This window comes from Megasphaera hutchinsoni, assembly GCF_001553405.1.
GTDB lineage: Bacteria > Bacillota > Negativicutes > Veillonellales > Megasphaeraceae > Megasphaera > Megasphaera hutchinsoni.
In genome coordinates, this window is sequence record NZ_KQ960925.1 from 30,139 (window position 1) to 55,177 (window position 25,039).

General features: G+C 44.2%; 19 protein-coding genes and 1 other annotated feature. Of the genes, 1 reads left to right on the top strand and 18 read right to left on the bottom strand.

Going from position 1 to position 25,039, the window contains the following annotated elements; translation table 11 throughout:
• Positions 1–23: 23 nt before the first annotated feature.
• The 11 genes from lysS to HMPREF3182_RS00280 form a co-directional block, all read right to left on the bottom strand.
• A complete protein-coding gene (gene lysS, locus HMPREF3182_RS00230) occupies positions 24–1,532 on the bottom strand; it encodes a lysine--tRNA ligase (protein WP_062484827.1) in 1,509 nt (502 codons plus the stop codon).
• A gap of 16 nt (positions 1,533–1,548) precedes the next feature.
• Complete coding sequence (greA, locus tag HMPREF3182_RS00235; RefSeq protein WP_007392916.1) at positions 1,549–2,034, bottom strand: transcription elongation factor GreA; 486 nt, start codon at positions 2,032–2,034, stop codon at positions 1,549–1,551.
• A 77-nt stretch (positions 2,035–2,111) separates the two neighbouring features.
• A complete protein-coding gene (dusB, locus tag HMPREF3182_RS00240; protein WP_062484829.1) occupies positions 2,112–3,116 on the bottom strand; it encodes a tRNA dihydrouridine synthase DusB in 1,005 nt (334 codons plus the stop codon).
• Complete coding sequence (locus HMPREF3182_RS00245) at positions 3,100–3,864, bottom strand: type III pantothenate kinase (protein WP_062484831.1); 765 nt, start codon at positions 3,862–3,864, stop codon at positions 3,100–3,102. Before HMPREF3182_RS00245 ends, dusB begins: the two co-directional genes overlap by 17 nt.
• 147 nt (positions 3,865–4,011) lie before the next feature.
• On the bottom strand, positions 4,012–4,983 hold the full coding sequence (locus HMPREF3182_RS00250) for a biotin--[acetyl-CoA-carboxylase] ligase (RefSeq protein WP_062484833.1): 972 nt from the start codon (positions 4,981–4,983) through the stop codon (positions 4,012–4,014).
• 181 nt (positions 4,984–5,164) lie between these two features.
• Positions 5,165–7,084 (bottom strand): ATP-dependent zinc metalloprotease FtsH, encoded by a 1,920-nt coding sequence (gene ftsH / locus HMPREF3182_RS00255; RefSeq protein WP_206445526.1) that lies wholly within the window; start codon positions 7,082–7,084, stop codon positions 5,165–5,167.
• A 132-nt stretch (positions 7,085–7,216) separates the two neighbouring features.
• Positions 7,217–7,756, bottom strand: coding sequence for a hypoxanthine phosphoribosyltransferase (gene hpt / locus HMPREF3182_RS00260; protein WP_062484837.1), 540 nt, complete (start codon positions 7,754–7,756; stop codon positions 7,217–7,219).
• Entirely contained in the window at positions 7,740–9,113 is a 1,374-nt protein-coding gene (gene tilS, locus HMPREF3182_RS00265; protein WP_082718164.1) for a tRNA lysidine(34) synthetase TilS, read from the bottom strand. Before tilS ends, hpt begins: the two co-directional genes overlap by 17 nt.
• The gene (locus tag HMPREF3182_RS00270; RefSeq protein WP_062484841.1) at positions 9,113–10,039 is read right to left on the bottom strand and encodes a Ppx/GppA phosphatase family protein; all 927 of its coding nucleotides are present in this window, start codon (positions 10,037–10,039) and stop codon (positions 9,113–9,115) included. Before HMPREF3182_RS00270 ends, tilS begins: the two co-directional genes overlap by 1 nt.
• 174 nt (positions 10,040–10,213) lie before the next feature.
• Positions 10,214–10,639, bottom strand: coding sequence for a S1 domain-containing RNA-binding protein (locus tag HMPREF3182_RS00275; RefSeq protein ID WP_062484843.1), 426 nt, complete (start codon positions 10,637–10,639; stop codon positions 10,214–10,216).
• A 107-nt stretch (positions 10,640–10,746) separates the two neighbouring features.
• On the bottom strand, positions 10,747–11,067 hold the full coding sequence (locus HMPREF3182_RS00280) for an FtsB family cell division protein (protein ID WP_007392869.1): 321 nt from the start codon (positions 11,065–11,067) through the stop codon (positions 10,747–10,749).
• Positions 11,068–11,250: 183 nt separating this feature from the next.
• Between HMPREF3182_RS00280 and HMPREF3182_RS00285 the strand changes: the two genes are divergently transcribed.
• Positions 11,251–12,654, top strand: coding sequence for an FAD-binding oxidoreductase (locus HMPREF3182_RS00285; protein ID WP_062484845.1), 1,404 nt, complete (start codon positions 11,251–11,253; stop codon positions 12,652–12,654).
• A gap of 68 nt (positions 12,655–12,722) precedes the next feature.
• On the opposite strand, the gene HMPREF3182_RS00290 is transcribed toward HMPREF3182_RS00285, so the two are convergent.
• From HMPREF3182_RS00290 to HMPREF3182_RS00320, 7 genes are all read right to left on the bottom strand, one after another.
• Positions 12,723–13,373 carry a redox-sensing transcriptional repressor Rex gene (locus HMPREF3182_RS00290; protein ID WP_007392845.1) on the bottom strand — a complete coding sequence of 217 codons (651 nt, stop codon included), beginning with the start codon at positions 13,371–13,373 and terminating at the stop codon, positions 12,723–12,725.
• Between the two features lie 92 nt (positions 13,374–13,465).
• Positions 13,466–14,704: an O-antigen ligase family protein gene (locus HMPREF3182_RS00295; RefSeq protein ID WP_062484847.1), complete on the bottom strand. Its 1,239-nt coding sequence runs from the start codon at positions 14,702–14,704 to the stop codon at positions 13,466–13,468.
• 159 nt (positions 14,705–14,863) lie between these two features.
• Complete coding sequence (locus HMPREF3182_RS00300) at positions 14,864–15,142, bottom strand: hypothetical protein (protein ID WP_062484849.1); 279 nt, start codon at positions 15,140–15,142, stop codon at positions 14,864–14,866.
• A gap of 193 nt (positions 15,143–15,335) precedes the next feature.
• Positions 15,336–16,640 (bottom strand): bifunctional folylpolyglutamate synthase/dihydrofolate synthase, encoded by a 1,305-nt coding sequence (locus HMPREF3182_RS00305; protein WP_062484851.1) that lies wholly within the window; start codon positions 16,638–16,640, stop codon positions 15,336–15,338.
• Between the two features lie 12 nt (positions 16,641–16,652).
• On the bottom strand, positions 16,653–19,313 hold the full coding sequence (locus tag HMPREF3182_RS00310; RefSeq protein WP_062484853.1) for a valine--tRNA ligase: 2,661 nt from the start codon (positions 19,311–19,313) through the stop codon (positions 16,653–16,655).
• 39 nt (positions 19,314–19,352) lie between these two features.
• Positions 19,353–19,555: a binding site (T-box leader), on the bottom strand.
• Between the two features lie 101 nt (positions 19,556–19,656).
• Positions 19,657–20,994 carry a H2O-forming NADH oxidase gene (nox, locus tag HMPREF3182_RS00315; protein WP_007392886.1) on the bottom strand — a complete coding sequence of 446 codons (1,338 nt, stop codon included), beginning with the start codon at positions 20,992–20,994 and terminating at the stop codon, positions 19,657–19,659.
• Between the two features lie 429 nt (positions 20,995–21,423).
• The gene (locus tag HMPREF3182_RS00320) at positions 21,424–24,858 is read right to left on the bottom strand and encodes a pyruvate carboxylase (protein ID WP_062484855.1); all 3,435 of its coding nucleotides are present in this window, start codon (positions 24,856–24,858) and stop codon (positions 21,424–21,426) included.
• Positions 24,859–25,039: the final 181 nt, after the last annotated feature.

Here is a 25,039-nt window from a genome sequence, read left to right on the forward strand (position 1 = left end):
TATATAATGATGTTCCTTGTTTCTTATCTTTCCGTTGGCTTCATGGTGGGGAATAATAAGACGTCCCGGATGGAAGCACTATTAGTTAAGAGCATAACCAGTCGGTCGATGCCGATGCCTAACCCACCCGTAGGCGGCAAGCCGTATTCTAACGCACGACAATAGTCTTCATCCATTTGATGGGCTTCATCATCGCCGCGTTCGCGTTCTTCCATCTGTGCAAGAAAACGATTCCGTTGATCTAAGGGATCATTTAATTCGGAAAAGCCGTTAGCCAATTCCCGACCGTAGACAAAGGCTTCAAAGCGATACGTAAACAAAGGATTATCCCGTTGTTGTTTCGTAAGTGGTGAAATTTCCAGGGGATGCCCCGTAATGATTGTCGGTTGAATAAGTTTTTCTTCTACATATTCTTCAAAGCAAGCGTTAATTATTTTACCCACGCCATCAAAGTCCGTATAGGGTACATGTAATTTATCGGCGATTGCCCGTGCCGTAGTGACATCCGTAATCCCCGTAAAGTCTTCACCCGTATAATGGGCAATCGCTTCGACCATGGTCATGCGATTCCATGACGGAGTCAAATCAATTTCGGTGTCCATGTAGGTGATCTTCGTAGTGCCATAAAGAGAGCGTGCCAATTCAGCTACGAGGTTTTCCGTAATGGCAATGACGTCTTCCAGATCGCCGTACGCTTGGTATAGTTCGACCGTCGTAAATTCAGGATTGTGACGAGTATCAATGCCTTCGTTACGGAAACAACGATTAAGTTCGTATACCCGTTCCAAGCCACCCACGATCAAGCGTTTTAAGTGGAGTTCCGGAGCAATTCGCAAATACATTTCCATGTCTAAGGCGTTATGATAGGTTTTAAAGGGACGGGCCGCCGCACCACCGGCAATGGTATGGAGCATGGGCGTTTCCACTTCTAAAAATTGTTTTTCTTCCAGGTAATGGCGTATGCCTTTGATAATCTTAGCCCGTTTGATAAAGGTGTCTTTCACTTCAGGATTGACGATTAAGTCGACATAGCGTTGGCGATACCGTGTTTCTTTGTCCGTCAGGCCATGAAATTTTTCCGGCAAAGGACGTAAGGCTTTCGACAAAAGGTTCCACCCTAAGACACGAATGGTCGTTTCCCCCGTATGGGTTGTAAAGACCGTCCCTTCTACGCCGATGATATCACCAATGTCCAGCAGTTTAAAGAGATCATACGATGCTTCGCCTAATATATCTTTACGGAAATAGAGTTGTATTTCTCCGCTGATATCACGCAGTACGCAAAAGGCTGTTTTCCCGTGACGGCGTAAAGCCATCAAGCGACCCGCTACGCGTACGGGCGTTTCTTCTTTTTCGAGTGCTTCCGCGGCTTGTTTTACGTCTTGTGTATGGTGATCCCATTCATATTTTTCACCAAATGGATACATACCCGCGTCAATAAATTGTTGCATCTTATCCCGCCGTACTTGCATTTGGTCATTTACTTTTTCTATGTCTTGTGTTGTCTGTTCTGTCTGCTTTGTATCTGCCATAGTATTCCTTCTCCCCTTATTCTTCCGGTGGTAGTATCCGATAGCACAATTCGCCGGCTGGTGCTTTTACACTCACAACGGTAGGTTGTTCCCGATCGATAACTTTACCTAAAATGGCTTTGCCTACGGGCGATTCGTTGGAAATTTTATTGTTAAAGGGGTCGGCTTCGGCTGTACCTACGACAGTGTACTCAAAGCGTTCACCCGTTTCCACGTCTTCTAAGATGAGGCGTGAACCTAGTCGTACTTTTGCAGTGCTGTCGTTTGATTCTTGAATGATTTTCGCCGTACGAATTTTTCCTTCCAGTTCGGCAATACGCCCTTCAATGAAGGCTTGTTCGTTTTTCGCATCATCGTATTCTGAGTTTTCGCTAAGATCGCCTAAGGCAATCGCTTCTTGGATGCGTTTGGATACGGCAATACGGCGAACCGATTTTAATTCGTTCAATTCATCTTTTAATTTTTGTAAGCCTTCTTGCGTAATCAATGTTTCGTAATTCATGACGGTACTCCTTTATTCAATATATTCCTTGCTATCTTATCTATAATATTTTTATCGTAAATTTAATTATAGGCAAATCACGTATCTATGTCAAACTTTTCTGCCTCTTCGAGCATTTCTTGGACGACGGAACGAAAGGCTGCCGCCGAACGAGTGCGATTAATGCGTTCGCGTAAGGCCGCGGCTCCGTGTAGACCACGAGTATACCAAGAGGCATGGGTACGCATTTCACGGATACCGATATATTCACCTTTATAGGCGAGTAACGCCTCAAAGTGAGCAAGCATTTGCTTGTATTTTTCTACGGGTGTGGGTGGTGGTTCTTCCTTGCCCGTAGAGATATAGTGATTTACTTGGGAAAAAATCCACGGATTTCCCTGAGCGGCACGGGCAATCATAACGGCGGCACAGCCGGTCTGCTCCAAGCAGGATACAGCCGTGGGGCCACTACGAATGTCGCCATTCCCGATGACGGGAATGGTCACTGCCGCAACGACATCTTTGATGACCGACCAATCGGCGGTACCGCTGTATAAGGCTTCCCGCGTGCGACCATGGACGGCCACAGCAGCCGCACCGGCGGCTTCTGCTCGTTTGGCAAGTTCGGGGGCGACAATATGCCGGTCATCCCAACCGGTACGCATTTTGACGGTGACGGGAATATGTACAGCCCCAACAACGGCTTTAATGATGGCTTCTGCCCGTGGCAGGTCAAGTAGCAGTGCAGCACCACTACCGTTTTTGACTACTTTTTTCACCGGACACCCCATATTGATGTCAACAATGTCCGCACCGGCTCGCTCAACCGCTTCGGCCGCATGGGCCATAGACGTGGGATCGGAGCCGAAGATTTGCAGGGACACAGGATGTTCGTCCGCATCGAGGGCGAGCATCTCCTGCGTGCGTTCATTGTGATATAAAAGGCCCTTATCGCTCACCATTTCGGTACAAACAAGAGCCGCACCATGTGCACGTGCAATAAGGCGATATGGTATATCGCATACCCCTGCCATCGGGGCTAAGATCACCCGTGCATCAAGACAAACATCACCAATCTGCAAGGGCTTAGCGATTTCGTTCATAAATAACTCTCAATCCTTCCAAGGTAAGCAACGGTTCGACAACGTCAATCGATTTGGTTGCCGGGGCAATAACAACGGCAAGACCGCCCGTGGCAACGACTTTTGCCTTAGCACCGAGTTCTTCCCGTATCCGCGAAATCAACCCATCCACTTGACCGACAAAGCCATAGAAGACGCCTGCTTGCATGCTCTCTACGGTGTTCCGGCAAATGACGCGCGGTGTGCGTTTTATTTCAATACGTGGCAATTTAGCCGTACGCTGCACGAGGGCTTCGGTAGATATGCCGATGCCGGGGCAAATGGCACCACCGAGGTAATTGCCTTTTTTGTCGACAGCACAGAAGGTTGTAGCCGTGCCAAAGTCAATGATGATCACCGGTCCACCGTATTTATGATAAGCACCGACAGCATTCACAATGCGATCGGCACCGACTTCACGCGGATTATCGTATTTAATATCCATACCCGTTTTAACTCCCGGCCCGATAACAAGTGGCACCAGTCCAAAATACCGTTGGCACATCCGTTCTAACGTGGGCATCACCGGCGGTACCACCGAAGAGATGATAATCGCATCAATCGCATCAGCATTGACCCCGTTTAAGTAAAATAAATTGCGTATCAAAACACCATATTCATCAGTCGTCCGCAACCGTTCTGTCGAAAGACGCCAATGATCTAATAATTCTTCACCTTGAAAAACACCTAATACGATATTGGTGTTACCTACATCTATAACTAATAACATATGGAAAACTCCCCTATACTAAAATAACTACGTCTACTATAATAACAAAGTTTTCTGTTCTTGAATAGCTTTTGTGTATTATTTCACAATAAAAAACATAGACTTATTTATCGTAGAAAATAAGTCTATGTCACGCTTACAATTAGATTATTCGACAGAGCGAACGTGAATATCGCCGGCTAACACGCGTTCCATTCCCGCTGATGTTTCGACTAAAAGGTTGCCACATTCATCTAAATCAACCGCTTTACCCTTAAATACGCGGTCGATGGAGGATACTTCTACCTCTTTTCCGAGCATGCAAGAAAGGCGTTTCCATTCTTCGAGAACGGATGTAAATCCTTGTTCGGCAACGGTGAAATAAAGGCGTTCAAAGGCAACAAGTATCTCTTTTAAGAGTTCATTCCGTTTGACGTCCACATTTTCAATGGCAAAACTGGTGACAATTTTTTTGAGGTCACGCGGTATTTTTTTCTTCTGAATGCCCGTATTGATGCCAATGCCCATGACAACGTAATTAATCTGTTCCACCGATGCGTTGAGTTCGGTTAAAATGCCCACGACTTTTTTACCGTTTACTAACACATCATTCGGCCATTTGATACCGCAATCAATAAGGCCGGCTTTACGCAATACTTGAGTGACTGCCACGGCCGCAAGCAACGTCAGTTTGGATACTTCCAGCGGCGATACGTGCGGTCGCAAAATGAGAGAAAACCATAGCCCTTGGGCATAGGGGGATAAAAAGGAACGGTTTAGACGACCGCGTCCTCCCGTTTGTTCTTCGGCGATAACGAGTGTTCCTTCCGGAGCACCTGCATCAGCCAATTTTTTAGCGTAGTTATTCGTTGAATCGATCCGTTCTACGTATTCAACCCGTTTACCAAAGACGGCCGTACCAGGTTGTTCCATGATTTCTTTCGGAACGATTAATTCCGGTGCTTCTCGTAAACAATAACCGCGTTTGGTATACGATTCAATGCTATAACCACGTGCTTTCAACACCCGTATATGTTTCCAAACGGCGGTCCGCGATATACCTAATGCTTCAGAAATATGTTGTCCTGATATAAATTCCCCTTGATGGGCTAATAAGTAATCTAAGATATCTTGTCTCATCGTTTCACCTCAACTCGTGCATGCAGATCCGTTCTATTATCGCAATTTATGTTCATGTTGTTAATAACCTATCATAATTCTAGCATAGATATTAATTATGTCAACATTGTTACAAAAGGGGACGATTATGTTACAAAAAAAACATTCTCCTCACGCCTCTGTAAGGAGAATGTATGATTTCTTAATTATCTGCAGTGTCTTGATTATCGAAGCCGACTTCTTTACTCCGATCGGAAGGTTCTTCTTCACCGTCGGCACCGCTTGTTGTTTGAGCAACGGGTTCTTCCGTTTTAGCCGTCGGTTCCGTCAACGTTCCATAGCGAACTAAGTTATCTACTTCTTTACTGTTAATCGTTTCTTCTTCGATCAAAGCATCCGACATACGTTGCAGCGTGTCACGATGGTCACGCAGCATTTGTAATACGTCTTTATATTCGGTGCTGACAATGTCATGCATTTCCTGGTCGATAAGTTCTGCTACGCCTTCTCCGTAATTTCGTTCGTGACCTAAGTTTTTGCCCAGGAAAACTTGTTCTTGTTGTTCTCCAAAAATCATAGGTCCTAATTTTTCGCTCATGCCTAAGCGAGTAATCATTTGTCGAACGATGTTGGTTACGTTTTGTAAATCGCCGGAAGCACCACTACTGATTTCGTTGAAGTATACTTCTTCAGCCGCACGGCCACCCAAGGCAACGCGAATTTGGGCAAGATAGTACGATTTTGTTTCGTATGAACGTTCTTCTTCAGGTAACATCATTGTGTAGCCACCCGCACGTCCTCGTGGAATAATCGTTACTTTATGTACCGGATCGGCTTCCGGCAGTAAGTAAGCAATTAAGGCGTGGCCTGATTCGTGTACAGCCGTTAGCCGTTTTTCTTTTTCACTGATAATATGACTCCGCCGTTCAGGCCCAAAGCAAACTTTTTCACTTGCTTCTTCCATTTCCGGCATGTTGATAATTCGTTTGTTGGCACGAGCTGCCAGCAAGGCAGCTTCGTTTAGCAGGTTGCTCAAGTCGGCACCCGTAAAACCGGGTGTCTTTTTCGCAATCGTCCGCAAATCTACGTCAGAACCCAGGGGTTTACCCTTGGCATGTACTTCCAAAATAGCTTGCCGTCCCCGTAAGTCAGGACGATCGACCGTGATTTGACGGTCAAATCTACCCGGACGCAACAAGGCCGGATCTAAGATGTCCGGACGGTTCGTGGCCGCAATGGTGATAATACCTTCGTTCGCACCAAAGCCATCCATTTCAACGAGTAATTGATTGAGCGTTTGTTCCCGTTCATCATGCCCACCGCCAAGACCGGCACCACGTTGCCGTCCAACCGCATCAATTTCATCAATAAAGACAATACAAGGTGCATTTTTCTTGGCTTGTGAAAAGAGGTCACGCACACGTGAAGCCCCGACACCCACAAACATTTCCACAAAATCGGAACCGCTAATGCTAAAAAATGGCACGCCAGCTTCGCCGGCAACGGCACGAGCCAAGAGAGTTTTCCCTGTCCCGGGAGGCCCAAATAAGAGAACCCCTTTGGGTATCTTCGCTCCAATGTCATTATATTTTTTAGGATTTCGCAAAAAGCCTACAATTTCAGCCAGTTCTTCTTTCGCTTCATCCGCACCGGCTACGTCCGCAAAGGATACTTTAATTTTTCCTTCACCATGCAGCTTAGCATGACTTTTGCCAAAGTTCATGATACGGCCGCCCCCACCTTGGGTTTGTTGCATAATGAAGAACCATACCCCGATGAGGATAATAATCGGCAAGGCCGAACTGAGTAAGCTCATCCACCATGATGGTTGTTTTGGCGGTTTAGCGACAATGTTCACATTTGCTTCATGCAATGCCGGTAGCAAGGCAGCATCCGTTGGTGCATACGATGTAAAAGCCGTGCCGTCTTTTAATTGCCCCTCAATTTGGTGATCCGCCGTAATTTGTACGGCATCCACTTTTTTCTGTTGTATTTGATTTAAAAAATCAGTGTACGATATTTCTGTCTTATCAACATGACGCCCCATTAATGCGTTAATAATAGTAACGGCTGCTACAATAATTAATAAGTTCAAAAGTACATTACGTGCAAATTTACTCAAAATACTGCTCCTTTCGCATCGTATTTATATACGCGCCATTCAAATTATATGGTTTTATCTTACCACAATTCATAAGAAGCAACAACTATTTTATAAAACATCCCCATTTATCCGGGAACATTCATATATATTTCATTTTGTATAAACCGCTTCTTTTAGAATGCCAATATACGGTAAGTTGCGATAATTGCCGGCGTAATCGAGGCCATACCCCACGACAAAGGCATCGGGAATGTCAAAGCCATTATAGTCAACGTGCACGTCTACTTGCCGCCGTGATGGTTTACTGAGCAGCGTTGCCAATTTCACCGAATGAGCGCCGCGTTCTTGCAGGTGTTTGACAAGATGATGTAAGGTAATACCCGTGTCAATGATGTCTTCAACGATTAAAATGTCTTTGCCCGCAACGTCTGTGTCCAAGTCTTTGCGAATCACAATATTTCCCGTTGAGGTAACCCCATCGCCATAGCTGGAACAGCTCATAAAGTCAAATTGGACAGCACCGTCAATCCGTCTTGCCAAGTCGACAAAAAAGGTAACGGCCCCCTTTAAAATACCGCATAAGAGAATTTCTCTATTAGCGTAATCTCGTGAAATTTCCGCACCTAATTGATCTACCCGTGCTTGAATTTGTTCTGCTGTAAATAGTATTTCTTTAATGTCTTGATGCATCTACCGTGCCTCCTACTAATGTGATTCTGCCAATGTGTGTCGTGTCATGTTGTATGGCTATTGCCGGAAACGGCGGAAAGCCGTATATCCATAGTACTTGTGAACCGTTGCATAAAAGGGGCAACTGTCCCCGTCTTGCAGCGGGTATTTTTTTTTCTTGTAACCATTTTTTTAGCGTTTTTGTATACCCGTGATAACACAGGTAATCCCCCGGTTTACGATAGCGAAAAACCGCACCGTCCGGTATCCGTGCGTAATCGATTTGCCCATCCGTACATGCGTTGCCATACAGGCGGTCAATATCCAGGTGTATCCTTACCATGCCTAAGTCATAATCGCCCGCACCGTCAATAGGCACGCTGGCTGTATCGTCACGTAAGGGCGTGTTGCTTTGCCTCGTCAAGATGACTGCATCGTACGTGCGTACAGCTCGCCATTGACGGGTAAAAAATTGTTTCCCCGTTTCTTTCTGAAATAAAGCACGCAAGGTTTCAACGTGTGTAAAGGAAAGACCTTGTCGCTCACCGCAAAGGGTTTCACAGGCGTACCGAAGAAGACGCCGTTGTAACGCTACCGGGCATGCAAGAAAAGGGGGTTGCTTAATGTATATATCCTCGCCTTGACGTTGTACGATATGACGAGCGGACGTTTGGACCATCGTTTGGATCCACGTTTCTTCCGCTTGAAGTATGGTTGTCATGTGACTGATGTCGGTCACGCATGCAGGATTGATCTGCTGTAATAAGGGAAGCACGTCCCACCGTAAGCGATTGCGTAAATAGGTCGTGTCCCGATTCGTTTCATCTTCCCGTGGCTGTAAGCCTTGTTCTTGTACATACTGCATAATTTCCGTACGAGATACACCAAGCAGGGGGCGAATGATGTCGCCTGTCCGTGGTGCCATGCCACATAAGCCGGTCAAGCCGCTACCACGCAAGAGATGGTGTAGCACCGTTTCCGCTTGATCGTGTTGATGATGTGCTACGGCAATGGCCGTAGCACCTTGCCTATCTTTAGCTTCTCGCAAGAGACGATACCGTTCTTGCCGTGCCACCGTTTCTACCGATTGTTTACGTGCTTTTACCAAGGCCGGCACATCCACGCCTAACGTCATAAAAGGGCATTGCCGTTTGGCTGCTTCTGCTTGTACAAAACGCACTTCTTCATCCGCCGCAGCACGCAGATGATGATGGATATAAACCACCATCAACTGCAATGCATATATTTCACGTAGTTGGGCCAATATGTCCAGTAACACCAGTGAATCGGGGCCACCTGAACAAGCGACAATAAGTCGCTCTCCCTGCTCAAGTAAATGAAATTGCCGGCAATAAGCGAGTATTCGTTCTTTCATCATTACTTCGTGTTAGGTCCATTCCGCCACGCTGCATCATGGAAGGCGTGACGATAAAACACACCTTCCATCAAATCACAGTCACTGACGATAATATTCATATACTTATAGTGACTCATAAAGGACCAAAGAATAAGCAACCCCGGTATAATGATATCGCGTCGTTGTGGCGGTAAGCCCCGTATGGCTAGACGCTCTTCTTGCGAAAGGGCAGAAAGCCGCGGAATGAGTTCAATTACATCCTTAAGTGCTAAAGAATAGTTATTAATTTTTTGGGGATCGTAGACGTCAAGTTTTTGTACCATCGCCGCCGCGGTGGTAATGGTGCCGCCTATCCCCACGATATGCGTGGGCTTCACATCCATTGGCACCCAAGTTTCATTGCAATGTGCGACTGCCTTTTCAAAAGATTGCAATTCGGTTTCCCACCGTTCTTTTAATCGTACTGCCCCCATGTCATAACTATGTGACCAATGGACATTGTTCCTTGTACCGACAGCGACTTCCGTGCTACCACTGCCTATATCAAGGGTCAATATACAGGCCTTCGGGTCCATGTTGGCAGTTGCACCGTAAAATCCCAATAAAGCTTCCTCGCTGCCCGTAATAATACGACAATGCCAGCCAAAACGTGCACGCACTTCAGCTAAAAAAGCATTCCCATTGCTAGCGTCTCGCACGGCACTCGTTGCCACGACACAGACGGGAACATACAACAAGCGACTCCGCCATGTGGCTAAGGCCTCAAACGTGCGTTCCATACTCTCTGCGGAAAGAGCCCCTCCTTTGTCGACGCCTTCACCTAACCGAGTCATGATGACATCCTTAGGTGTAAATCGCCAAGGTTTAGCATCGTCTGCCTTTACACCGATCATAAGGCGAATAGAATTAGACCCCATATCAATTACTGCATACTCTTGCACGTTCATAATTACCACTCCAGTCTATAATAATTAAAATAAAAGAAAAACCTCAAAGAGATAATGAGAAACCACAAAGAGATAACAAGAACAAAGAAATAACAAGAACAAAGAGATAACGAGAAACCAAAAAGAGCATTCCAAGCAGGAATGCTCTTTTGCCCCTAAATTCCTCATTCGAAATTAATCAGCATGCCGTGCGCCACGGCCACCTCGTTTCGATTCCGTATTTCGTTTCAAATCCATAAGGCGTTCATCGCTTTCTTTTAAGAATTTGCTCAACCGATCTTCAAAAGATGAAGAGGTAGAAACATGTCGATGCTCACCATTGGTGTGAAACTCACGATGCGGACGAACTGCTTTTCTTTCCGGAGCTGACTGTGCCTGCTTGATAGATAATCCAATTTTTCCTTTTTCATCTATCGCTAAAACTTTTACTTGTACCTTGTCTTGCACTTTTAAGAAATCATGAACATCTTTTACATATTCATTGGCCACTTCAGAAATATGTACTAAGCCTACCTTTTTATCAGGTAATTCTACAAATGCGCCAAATTTTGTAATGCCTGTAACGATTCCTTCAAACACCTTACCCACTTCGATTGTCATGCTGATTTATATTCCTCCTTGTATGCTCAGCATTATTGCTAAAGCGTATATCGTTATTATACTCAAAAAGCTAAAAGATTTCAATAAAAAATATACTAACTTCTAATTTATTTCTTATAAGGAATTTCCCCCGGTTTAGCAAGGCCAAATCGTTCTCTTGCTTCTTTTTCAATTTCCTGTGTATCATTGAGTTGTTCTTTTCGTTGTTTAAGTTTTTGATTTTCTTTTTGCAAAACTTGTTTTTGTTGTACCGTTACTTGCATATTCTCATGAATCTGCCACAGTGAAAAAAAGCGATATCCTAAGAAAAGACAGCCGATAATGATAATAAGAAGAAGTATTTTATGATATAGGTAGGCCACTTTATCTTTTTCTCTTTTTCTTCGTCTTATAGCCCGTATGGGACGGCGTCTATTTTCTTGTGCCACGACATATTCCCTTCCTTTAATTTGCCTAGGATAATTCCAATATATGTAGTTAGTATACCACATATTCTGAAAAATAGTCTATTTCTCGCTTTGGCTCAATTCGATTTGTTCATTAAAAAGACTATCTTATTTAGCAAAATTCTATATAATAGAAGTAAAATAACTAATTAAAGAGGGATCGGAATGACGTATCAAAAATTAACAGAAAAAACCTTAAAAAAGCTTGCCTCTATCGTTGGCGAGGAGTTTGTCCGTACGCAGCCGGACGTGTTGCAAACGTATAGCCATGATGAAGTCAGTGATACGACGTACCATCATTTACCTGAGGCAGTCGTCTTTCCCCAATCGACCGAAGAGATTGCCGCTATCATGAAATTGGCAAATGTCGCCCATTTTCCCGTAGTACCCCGGGGCGGTGGTACGGGGTTAGCCTGTGGTGCCGTTCCCCTGTATGGTGGTGTCGTCCTAAGTACGGAACGAATGGATCGCATTCTCGCGCTTGATCCTGCGGGACTATATGCCATTGTCGAACCGGGTGTACGCACGGCAGATTTACAAGCCGCAGCCGCAGCTAAGGGATTATTTTATGCCGGTGATCCATGTAGTAGTGATTCTTGCTGTATTGGTGGTAATATTGCGACCAATGCGGGCGGTAATCGAGCCGTCAAATACGGAACAACCCGTCATCAGATTTATGCACTTACGGTTGTGACACCCACAGGAGATATCATACAGACGGGAGCACGCTTAAAAAAACAATCGACCGGCTATTGTTTAGAACAGCTCATAGCCGGTTCGGAAGGCACGCTGGGTATCATCACGCAAGCAACGCTCAAGCTTTTGCCAAGGCCTAAACAGATTGTCGATATTCTCGCCATTTTTCCCACGCCAACGAAGGCGATCGACACGGCGGCTTGTTTGTTACAAGCGGGCTTGTTGCCGACATGTATAGAGTTTATGGATGAACCGACCTTACGTTCTATTGAGGCCTATTTGCATGAACCTTTACCGGGAAAGGACAAACGCAATTATGTCATCATCGAAATGGACGGTACGGAAGAGGAAATGGAGCCGGCCCTGGAAAGCATCGACACGATTTGTCAGCGCCAAGGAGCAACGGATATTCTCGTTGCCGATTATAAAAAGATTTGGCGTGCCCGTAAGGCCTTTGCTGAAGCCGTACGGGCAGAAAGTTTACTCGTCAGTAAAGAGGATGTAGTCGTTCCCATAGAAAGGCAAGGCGAGTTTTTCCACATCATTAACGACCTGGCACATAAGTATAACCTTATCACGCGCATTGCCGGTCATATTGGCGATGGCAATATTCATCTTAATATTTTAAAACCAGCGGAAGAATCATATCTTACCTGGCAAAAACGAGTCACCGAAAATCAAACGGCACTGTACACGGCCTTATATCAACTAGGCGGGCGTTTATCCGGCGAACACGGCATCGGTGCCAAACGGCGTGATTTAATGGAGCGGTTTACCGATCCTGCCACGTTAGCACTGATGAAAACGATAAAAAAAGCCTTAGATCCACAATATGTACTGAATCCGGGCAAAATCTTTGATATATCAAAATAGGTCAAAAAAAAAACCTTTTTCTATATGAAAAAGGTTTTTTTTTTGACGTTATGCTTGTACCTGTATTATTAAAAAGTATCTGTTTTATCTGAATAATTTGTCAAGTAATAAGAAATTCGACTCAACCCGATAGAGAGGTCTTCCCGAAAGACAAAAATGTTATTAGGTACATTTAATCGTAACGGGGCAAAGGTCAATATCCCCTTGATTCCAGCGGCGACCATGTCATCGGCCACTTGTTGGGCTACCGATGCAGGAGTCGTAATAATGCCGATTTGAATTTGTTGTTCCCGAATAATCTTCCCCATATCAACACTTGATGTTACGGTAATGCCACCGACGTTTTGTCCGATAATCCGATGATCCACGTCAAATAACCCCATCGTGCGAAAGCCTAAGCGTTCAAAGGTCTTATAGTTAGCAAGGGCCCAACCTAAATGGCCAATACCCGCAATGCCTATTTTCCAATGTTGTTGCAAACCGATAATTTCGACAATTTGTTGACACAGCTCACTAACATAATATCCTACCCCTTTTTTGCCAAACGCGCCAAAACAGGTTAAGTCTTTCCGAATTTGTTCAGGTGTAATGCCTAACCGTTCCCCCAATCTTTCTGAGGAAATAATATCAATACCCGCATCTCGCAATAACAATAAATCTCGATAGTATAATGGTAATCGTTCAATTACGGCATCCGATATTCCTTTTTTATGTCTCATCACGTATCATTCCTCCAACTAGCGTATTCCCCCTATATTATGAGTATACATACGATAGTACATCCTATTCTATTCTATGATATTATTATATATTAGTGTGAATTATTTCGCAAATTATTTTCGCTAAACCAATTGGCAAATATACCGCACCACAGCCAAAAGGTCATGGATAGTTGCGTTGCAAACAGGTCAAAATCACCTATGCCACAAACGGTCGTACCGATGATAATGCCCCCCATGAGTAAGGGGATGTAGCTTTCTTGATGGTTATGAATGTCGTAACACCGTGCGTAATACCAGTTTCCTCCATAAAACCACAGGAAGAAAAAAAAGCCGGTCATGCCCGTTTCGGCGAGGATATTTAAAAACATGTTATGTGCATGATAGATGCAAATGCCGGCATGCTTAATGAACCAATTGTACTGGGGATAAATCGTTTTAAATTCGCCCCAGCCAATACCCAAAATGGGATGCGTGCCGGCCATGGTAAGGGCTGCTTTCCACATGGACCACCTCATAGCAAGGGAGGTGTCTTCTTGGCTCACGGAAAAAAGAGATATCCACCGTGCATAGAGGGTGTCATGGTACCAACCAAAGAGAAGGGGGACACACAAAAACCACAGCCACCAGCGTTTATTTTCTACCCATCCCAAATACAAGCACAAGGCGGCCAAGGCGAGCCAGGCACCGCGAGAGTAGGTTAAGATCACCGCACCGACCAACGCCAACGTAAGGATGCGTTTGCCCCATACCAGATAGGGATGCTTGCAAGGCACACTAATACTGACGCAAAGGGCAATGACTAAAAATTGTGCCAATAAGTTCGGGTTATATAAGGGTGCATACATCCGCCGCGACAAGAGGGGAAAGGCGTCTTTATCCACCCATATATTCGTTTCGACAGGCGAAAGGATGTATTGCCCAAAGCCGCAAACCGTAACCGCCGCAGCGGCAAGTAAAAAAACATAACACAGTTGCTTTCGTTCCCCGGCTCCACGGACAAAGGTTTGTACCACATAATATAGTGCCAAATATTGCCCTAGCGTATAAATGTAAAAAGCCGTGCTACGTAAGGGTGTCGCCGTTGCATGTAGGGATAGTAGGGCAACGATACCAAAGCATATGGCCGGTAAGTTTAAGGGTTGGCTGCTCTGCCGTGGTCTTCCATACCGTGCCATATAATAAATGGCTAAACCCAACGTAAGGATAAAACACACTTCCATCGCTATCAGCTGCAAGGGCATAAAGAAGATGGTTCCTGCCAACGCGTACAAAATATGCTGCCGTGCTTTTTCTTTTTGGTCTTGTACATGAGATGTAAAAATACCCATTGTCCGTTTCCTCCTCGTGTTATTATACTAAACCGGACGCTTTCTGACTAGCTAAAAAAAATGACGGAAAGCCGCCATTTTTTTCTATTTTCCGGGTCTACCAAAAACACCTATCCTACAAATGTAGGATAGGTGTTTTTGGTAATTTGTACATTAACGTTAGTGTTTTTTTGTTATTTCAATCGTGTATCCATGCTGTTCAACAATATCGGCTAATTCGGTATAGCGAATTGTCGCATTACGCATCTTAGCATTAAAGGCTTGCTGTGATAAGCCTATTTCTCTAGCAATATCTACTTCTGACTTATTGATATCAAACAACCAATTTTTCCACATTTTAATAAATTTGCGTTTTCGTTCTAACTTGATCGTGTCATTTTTTTTCTTCGTCTTTCGTTGAACCGGTTCCATTTCTACTGCTTCACTCTGCTTGTTCATCCTTATTCATCACCCATTCATATTACACAATATTTATACACGAAAATATACATCCTTGCACAAATTCCGTATATACTTAAATATTATGTTTTTATTATACTCATTTTTTTGTTTTTTGTAAACTTTTTTTAACACATTTTCATGACAAAAGCACTACAATTTAACAACAAAATTAATGTATACACGTTCTTACTCATAGACTTGCCTGATAGTGTTCACGCAGATAGGCTCGTACAACACCTTGCATATAAAGGGAACCAACAAGGCAAATAACATCTTCAGCCGTTGCGTGTGTAAACGCCCGATCAACCGCCTCTTCCAAAGATTGACACGGCGTAGCGTGACAAGGCAATTGCGGACATAACACCTTTGGATCGGCCGTACGCGGATTGGGTACGGGAGCTACATAGACCTCATCATCTGAACGAAACAGTTCTTGTATCATGTGCGTGTAATCCTTATCGGCTAGTACGGAAAAGACGAATATCCGCGGTCTACGTGCAAATACCTGTTCATAGGTCTGACAAAAGGAGGTAATCCCTGCGGGGTTATGTGCACCATCAATGACCACTTGCTTGCCTTGTACCGTCAGTACTTGGAAACGACCGGGCCAACGCACGTGGGCAAGTCCTTGGCAAATAGCGGTACGTGTCAATGCCTTGCGTGTACGTGCCAGTTCCAGTAGTGCCATCACTGCGGCGGCACCGTTCTGCTGCTGATGCTGTCCTAATAAAGGCAAGGTCACGTCAATGGTTTTGCCTGCGGTTGTCGTCACCCGTATCGCTTGGGTCGTCTTATCTTCCCCCGGCGGTAACGGCATGACGTCAAAACCATGATGCAATGCGTACAGGCGACTTTGTTTCGCATACGCCCTTTTGGCTATGACCTGTAAGGCCTCGCCCGTAGCCGTTGTCACCACGGGTACACCCGCTTTAATAATCCCTGCTTTTTGCGTAGCTATCTCGCCAATCGTATGCCCACAATATTTCATATGATCAAAATCGACATTCGTAATAATGGATACAACCGGTGTGATCACATTCGTTGAATCCAATAATCCCCCTAAGCCAACTTCAATGACGGCGTAGTCTACCTTTTTTTCTGCAAAATACCAAAAAGCGGCAGCTGTAAGCATTTCAAACGTTGTGGGTGCTTCCTGTCCGGATGCCGTCAATTGGTTGACCCCTTCTTGTACCGTAGCGATAGCATCGGCAAAATCAGGTGCCGAAATGAGTTGACCATGTACATAAATTCGTTCTCGATACGTTTCCAAATGGGGCGATGTATAGCGACCTACCCGATAGCCGGCCGCTTCTAATGCCGCTGTTACCATCGCCGTTACGGAACCTTTTCCATTCGTCCCCGTCACGTGTATCGTTTGATACTGCCGTTGGGGATTTCCCAACATATCCAATAAGGCGGTAATCCGCGAAAGTCCCAGTTGGATACCAAAGGAACTCGCCTGTTCAATATACTGTACCGCTTCTTCATAGGTCATACCTGTCACCTCTTACAATTGCTTTAATTCTGCTAAGCGATGTGTGAGCATCTCTAATTTATCTTGATAAGACCCTAATTTTTCCTTTTCTTTGTCTACTACATCCGCAGGGGCCTTCGCTAAAAAGCCCGCATTGTTCAGCTTGTGTTCAAGCCGTTCAATTTCTTTTTGTACTTTTCCCTGTTCTTTGAGTACACGTGCCATTTCTTTATCTACATCAATCAAATCTTTCACTTGCACGTACATTTCCATGCCCGGGGCTACTGCCACGACAGCATTCGTCGGTTTATCCGCTTGCGGTGATAAAATCGTTACCTTATCGGCAAAAGCTAAAATACGGAAATATTGTTCATGTTGTTGTAACAATGTCGCCGCTGTTTCATTAGCCGGTACAAAGATGACCGGTGCTTTTTTCCCCATCGGCACATGTGATTCGGCCCGCAAATTACGAATGCCTTTCACCGCTTCCATGAGCACTTGCATTTGTTTGGCATCTTCTGTAAATAGCCATTCTGCCTGTGCCGTTGGCCATGGTGCAAGCATAATGCTTTCGCCTTCATGCGGTACATGTTGCCAAATGTGTTCCGTCACAAAGGGCATAAAGGGATGCAATAATTCGAGCGTATGCGTCAATACATAGACCAATACGTATTGAACGGTACGACGATCAACGGCATCATCGGATGTATATAAACGTGGTTTGGCCAATTCGATATACCAATCGCAGAAATAATTCCAGATAAAATCATACACCTTATCGGCAGCAGCCCCTAATTCAAAGCGATCTAAATCAGCTGTCACCTGTACTACCCGTTCATGGAAAGTCGTCATAATCCAGCGATCGGCGAGCGTCAACGCATCACGTTGCGGAACATAGGCCGGATCGTAATCTTCCACATTCATCATAACAAATTTTGCGGCATTCCAAATTTTATTGGCAAAATTCCGATTGGCTTCCACCCGTTCCATATAAAACCGCATATCATTACCCGGCGTATTGCCTGTCACCAAGGTAAACCGCAAGGCATCAGCTCCATATTCTTCACATACGCCTAAGGGGTCTACTCCATTACCGAGAGATTTACTCATCTTCCGCCCTTGACTATCTCGTACCAAACCATGAATAAAGACGTGTTCAAAGGGAATGTCTTTCATAAATTCACACGTCATGAACATCATCCGCGCTACCCAGAAAAAGATGATATCATATCCCGTAACCAATACGCTCGTTGGGAAAAATTGTTCGATATCTGCTGTTTTATCCGGCCAACCTTGCGTGGAAAACGGCCATAAGGCCGAGCTAAACCATGTATCTAACACATCCGGATCACGCTGTATGTTGGTGCTTTGGCAATGCATACAATGGGTAATATCTTCACGTGCGACGGAGGTTTTACCACAATCCTCACAATACCAGGCCGGGATTTGATGGCCCCACCACAATTGACGAGAAATACACCAATCATGCACGTCTTCTAACCAGTGATTATAGGTTTTCACAAACCGTTCGGGAATGAAGGATGTCTTCCCCGCGGAAACCGCTTCTAACGCCGCCGTTGTCAACGGTTTCATCGAAACGAACCATTGCTTTGTCGCAAACGGTTCAATCGTCGTATGACAACGGGAACAATGGCCTACCGCATGAGATAAGTCTTCTTGGTGATCTAATAAACCAAGCTTCTGTAAATCTGCTACGACTGCTTTACGGCAGGCTTCACGGGTCATCCCTTCATAGGCACTCCCGGCTTCACTATTCATCGTGCCATCTAAATTCATCACCATAATAGAAGGCAAGTTATGGCGTACGCCCATTTCAAAATCGTTCGGATCATGTGCCGGGGTAATCTTTACCGCACCTGTACCAAATTCTCGTTCTACGTACGTATCCCCAATAACCTCTACTTCTCGATTAACCAGGGGAATACGCACTTTTTTACCGATAAACTGACGTAGTTTTTCATCTTCCGGATGAACCGCCACAGCGGTATCACCCATCAAGGTTTCGGGTCGCGTCGTAGCGACCGTAATATATGCATCTTCGCCGACAAGGGGATACTTAATGTACCATAAATGCCCTTGTTCATCCACATGATCCACTTCAATATCACTAAGAGCCGTATGACATTGCGGACACCAATTCGTAATACGCGTGCCTTGGTAAATAAGTCCCTTTTCATAAAGCGAAACAAAGACTTCTCGCACCGCCCGAGCACATTGCTCATCCATAGTAAAGCGTTTCCGACTCCAGTCGCAAGACGACCCTAAGCGGCGAATTTGCTTTTCAATGCGTTCACCATACTTGTTTTTCCAGTCCCACACGCGTTCTAAAAAAGCATCTCTACCAATGTCATAGCGTGTTTTCCCTTCCTTTGCCAGCTCTTCTTCGACCTTTACCTGCGTAGCAATACCAGCATGATCCGTACCGGGAATCCAATTCGTATTATACCCTTGCATTCGCTTAAAACGAATTAAAATGTCCTGCAACGTATTATCCAACGCATGCCCCATATGCAACTGGCCAGTAACATTCGGCGGAGGCATAACAATGCTGAAAGCTTCCTTCCCTGCTTCCGGTTCTTGATGAAAATAACCTGCTTTTTCCCAGTGATCATACCACGATGTTTCTATTTCACCAGGTGTATAACTTCCTAACTTTTCTTTATTCCACTTCATCTAAACGCCTCCTTACAATTAAAAAAGCACACCTTCATCCCCTAGGACGAAAGTATGCTGCCTTCCGCGGTACCACCTATATTGTCGCCTTGCGACCACTTAATACAGATAACGGCTGTATCCGAACAAGCCTTTCCTCTTGTCAGCTCACGGGTGACACAATAGCTATACCGGAGCAACCTCTCAGCTACCGTTGCCTCTCTGACCGCTACGCACTATTTTCTTCCGCTCATTGCTTTTTTATTGTATATCATTTTAACAAGTTTATTTTTTTTTGTCAATGCAAAAAAAGGATTATCGCATGCAAACGATAATCCTTTTTTTATCAGGCATAAATTTCCTGTTATTTAGCCGTTAAAGCTGCCATTGTCACATAATTATAAGGTTGATTGAAGTGAGGCATAAAGAACAAGTCTAACAAGGCAATACGATCAATTGTAACTTTTTCTTGAATAGCTAAGGAGAACATATTGATCTGTGCAGACATATCATACGTTGAAGCCAATTGGGCACCTACGACAACACGGTCGTTTTTACGATACACGATGCGGATAGAAACCTTTGGATTTTCAACTTCCATAAACGCCGGTTTTTGCGTATCTTCAAAATCGGTATAACTTACTTCAATGCCTGCTTTTGCAGCAGCGGCAACCGTCAAGCCGACAGTAACCATTTTCAAGTTATAAATGCAAATCCCGCTGGCTCCTTGTACTCCCAGGGATTCAATTGCCGTACCGCATGCGTTATGAGCAGCCACCACGCCACTACGTACAGCATTCGTAGCCAAAGCAATGTATGATTCTTTTCCCGTTGAATTATCAAATTCGGTCGTGCAATCGCCAATAGCATAAATATCTTTTTGACTCGTTTCAAATTTATTATTCGTCAAGTAGGCATTATTAGCAAAACGAGCAAACAAATCGCCACCTAATGCGGAGTTCGGTTTAAAGCCAACAGCGGAAATAACCATATCTGCTTTATACGTGCCTTTATCCGTAACAACAGCGCAAACCTTACCATCTTTACCTTCAAATTTTTGCACACCTTCGCCCAAACGAATTTCAATGTTGTGTGCTTTCATGTTTTCCATCATCATATCCGTGAATTTCACATCAAAATTACGTGGCATAATGCGATCAGCCATATCTAACATAACCACATGTTTGCCCAAGCGTTCAAAGGCTTCCGCCAATTCTACGCCAATATAACCGGCACCCATAACAACTACATCTTTAATGTCCGGTTGTGCTTGTAATTTTTCAATAACTTCTTTAGCGTTTTGATACAATTTTACCAATTGGATATTTTCCAAATCATGTCCCGGAACAGGAAGCACTACGGGATTAGAACCGGTTGCTAAAATCAATTTATCATAAGAATCTTCTTTTTCTACGCCATCAACGGTAACGGTAATCGTTTTCTTTGTTGGATTAATAGCCGTTACTTCCGCATTCATATGAATCTTAGCACCTTTTGCTGCTAAGCCTTCGGGTGATGCATAAAAGAGACCATCGCCTGAATGAATTTGTTGTCCAATCCATAAAGCCATCCCACAGCCTAAAAAGCTAATATTCGTATTCTTATCGTATACGACGACTTCATTTCCCTTATAATTGTCCAAAATCGTGTTAATTGCTGCTGTCCCTGCGTGGTTTGACCCTACTACAATAATTTTTGCCATAATACCTTCCTCCTTATATGCTTCACTCAAAATAAAAACCTTACGTTTTTATTTCTACTATTTTACTCAAGTATAAACTTTCACCCCTTGCTTGTCAATAATAGATATCGGAATTGCTAACACATGATATGACTAAAAAACATAGCTAAATGCAAGCGTCCCCAGCAGCGGCTTACATTATATAAACTACGGCGGAGCCAGGTCGCATTACTCCCCTCCATGTATGCAGCATATCATGTTGGGTACGTCCTTTCTTTGTTCACCTCTCCCGAAAGCACCGGCATGGCTTATGTCTTTATATACGACCGGTCGCTTCCTTATACGTGTTTACGCATATGAGATCGCCTGTTACTTTTCCCGTTTTATGCGTCTACAAAAAAAACACATATCCTACGAATGTAGAATATGTGTTTTCTGGCCAACTTTATATTATTCAATAATCTCAAGAAGGCAATCACCACTAATGATAGGTTGCCCCTTGGTGGCATAAATTTCACCGACCGTACCGCTAAGGGGTGCGGTAATGGTTGTTTCCATCTTCATCGCTTCCGTGACGACTAAAGGTTCACCTTTTTTCACTTTTTGTCCCTTCGTGACGAGTATTTTCACGACAGATCCCGATAAGGTAGCACCGATGTCGCCCGGTACGGTTGGATCGGCTTTTCGTTTTGATACGGTTTGTAAGTCGATACTCTTATCGACAACTTGGATTTCCCGTTCCACCCCGTTAAAGAGGAACGTAATCGTACGAGTACCGCTATCATCGGGATCGCTAATGTTGATGAGGGTGATAATGAGGTCTTTCCCTTTTTCAATTTCGACATGTATTTCTTCGTTTTTATTCATGCCAAAGAAAAAAGTGGGGGTATCAAGAACGCTCACATCGCCATATATTTTGAGTTTTTCATTATAGTCGCGGAATACTTTGTCGTATTGGCAAAAAGCGTTAACGTCTTCATCGTCATGTTTATAGCCTGCATCGGCTAATTTTTTGCGGACACCTTCAAAATCTACGGGAACTAACATTTTCCCTGGACGTTCGCTTAACGGCTTTTGACCTTTGAGTATAATTTTTTGCAACTTTTCCGGAAAACCGCCATAAGGTACACCTAAGCGACCTTCAAAAAATTCTACGACCGATTGGGGGTAGTCAAGAATATCGCCTTTTTCGTAAATAGCTTGTTCCGTCAAATTATTTTGCACCATAAAGAGTGCCATATCGCCGACAACCTTAGAAGATGGCGTAACTTTGATGATGTCACCAAACATCATGCTCACTTGGTGATACATCGCTTGAATTTCTTGCCACCGCTCGCCTAGGCCTACGGATTTTGCTTGCTGATGTAAATTCGAGTATTGCCCACCCGGCATTTCATGGAAGTAAACGGATGTACTCGGATAGGCTTCCGCTTTATCTACGCCTTTATAGTAGGGGCGAACGGATGCCCAGTAACGTGACATTTCTTCCATCGCCTGAACGTCCAAGTTAAGTTTCCGTGCTTTGCCTTGAATAGCATGATAAAAAGTACTCATGCTCGGTTGACTTGTACCACCGGCAAAGGCAGAGAACGTGCCATCGACAATGTCTACGCCTGCATCTACGGCACGGCAGAGCGTACCTACCGCATTACCTGCACCATCATGGGTATGCAAGTGTACCGGTACGGTAAGGACGTCTTTTAACGCTGAAATCAAGCGATATGATGCTTCCGGTTTAAGTAACCCGGCCATATCTTTTATAGCGACAATGTTAGCACCTGCTTTGGCTACTTCTTTGGCCATGTTCACATAGTATGCCAGATCGTATTTAGAACGGGATGGATCGAGTATATCACCCGTATAGCAAAGGGCGACTTCAGCAATTTTCCCCGTTTCACGGACGGCTTGAATGGTTTCATACATGTTATCCAAACTGTTCAAGCAATCAAAGATACGAAATACGTCAACCCCATTTTTAGCAGCCAATTGGACAAACTGTTTTACCACATTGTCGGGATAGCTTGTATAGCCAACACCATTGGCCCCGCGAATCAACATTTGTAAAAGGATATTCGGCGATTTTGCACGCATTTCTCGCAACCGTTCCCACGGGTCTTCCTGTAAAAAGCGATAGGCTACGTCAAAGGTAGCACCGCCCCAGCATTCATAAGAAAATAGTTGCGATAATTTTTTGGAAGATGCTTCAAGTACACGCAGCATATCAATGGAGCGAACCCGCGTGGCAAGTAGCGATTGATGGGCATCACGCATAGTGGTATCCATCAAGAATATTTGCTCTTGATCGTATACCCATTTGCAAAAGCCTTCTGCACCAAGACTGTCAAAGCGTTGCTTTGTCCCGTCCGGATAAGGTCCTTCAGGAACGGTCGGCAGTTGTAATGGTTCAAACACAGGTTTTTCCGTATGACCAGCACCACCATAGCCATTGATGGTCGTTTCACCAATATATTTTAAGAGTTTTGTTCCCCGATCCTGTACTACCGGCAGGTTAAATAATTCAGGATGGTCGTCAATAAAATTAACATCGTACGAGCCATCGACAAAGGATTGTTCTCTTAGTACATTAATAAGAAAACCGATATTTGTCTTAACGCCACGAATACGAAATTCTTTTAATGCACGGAGCATTTTCTGTACAGCACCAGCATGAGTAAGGGCATAGGAAACCGTTTTTACTAACAAGGAGTCATAATAAGGGGTAATAATAGCTCCCGTATAAGCGTTACCGCTATCCAAGCGAATGCCGAAGCCACCACCGCTACGATAAACCATAATTTTACCCGAATCAGGCATAAAATTATTCATCGGGTCTTCTGTTGTAATACGACATTGGATGGCATTACCCAAGCACCGTATGTCATCTTGACTGTGAATACCGATGGTGTCGCTATCTAAGGCATATCCTTCGGCAACCTTGATTTGCGTCTGCACGATGTCAATTCCCGTAATCATTTCAGTAATCGTATGTTCTACTTGCACACGCGGATTGACTTCGATGAAATAGAAATTGCCATCGGCTGTGACGAGAAATTCTACGGTCCCTGCATTGACATAATTCACGTTTTTCATTAGTTTAATGGCAGCTGCACAAATGCGTTGCCGCAATTCAACCGGCAGGGAAAAAGCCGGTGCCACTTCCACGACTTTTTGATGCCGCCGTTGCACGGAACAGTCCCGTTCGTATAAATGAATGACATTACCATGTTCATCGCCCATAATTTGTACTTCTATGTGTTTTGGGTTGATGATGCATTTTTCTAAATAAATTTCATCGTTGCCAAAAGCCAATTGGGCTTCCGATTTTGCCCGATCATACGCATCACGCAAGTCAACCATGTTATTAACCATACGCATCCCGCGACCGCCACCGCCATTTACGGCTTTAAGCATAATTGGCAACCCAACTTCTTTAGCAAAGCGTTCTACTTCTGCATAGTTCATCACGGGACCATCGCTGCCGGGGATATACTGAATACCCGCTTTTTTCGCTTGAATACGAGCATTGATTTTATCGCCAAACATGATTAAATGTTCTACGCGTGGACCGATAAAAATGATGCCCTCTTCTTCACATCGTTTTGCTAAATCAGCATTTTCCGATAAAAATCCATAGCCGGGATGGATCGCATCAACATCATGTTCATGAGCAATGCGAACAATATCTTCAATATCTAAATAAGCATCAACCGGTTTTTTCCCTTTTCCTACTAAATAAGATTCATCTGCTCTAAAGCGATGTAATGACAATGAATCTTCTTTAGAATAGATTGCAATCGTCCGAATGCCCATTTCGTTACAGGCTCTAAATACGCGAATTGCAATTTCACCTCGGTTTGCAACTAAAACCGAACGAATTTTTTTCATGAAAAAAACCTCCTGATAAGTCATGTAATCAATTAATGGTACGCCTAATATGGCATCGTACACTATGCTTTTTATTATATCAAACTGTCCGTACATTACAAGCATAGAACGCATAATAAGCGAATATATACTGTATACAAAAAATATTTATACACATTTATATTCTCTCCATCGTTGGTAA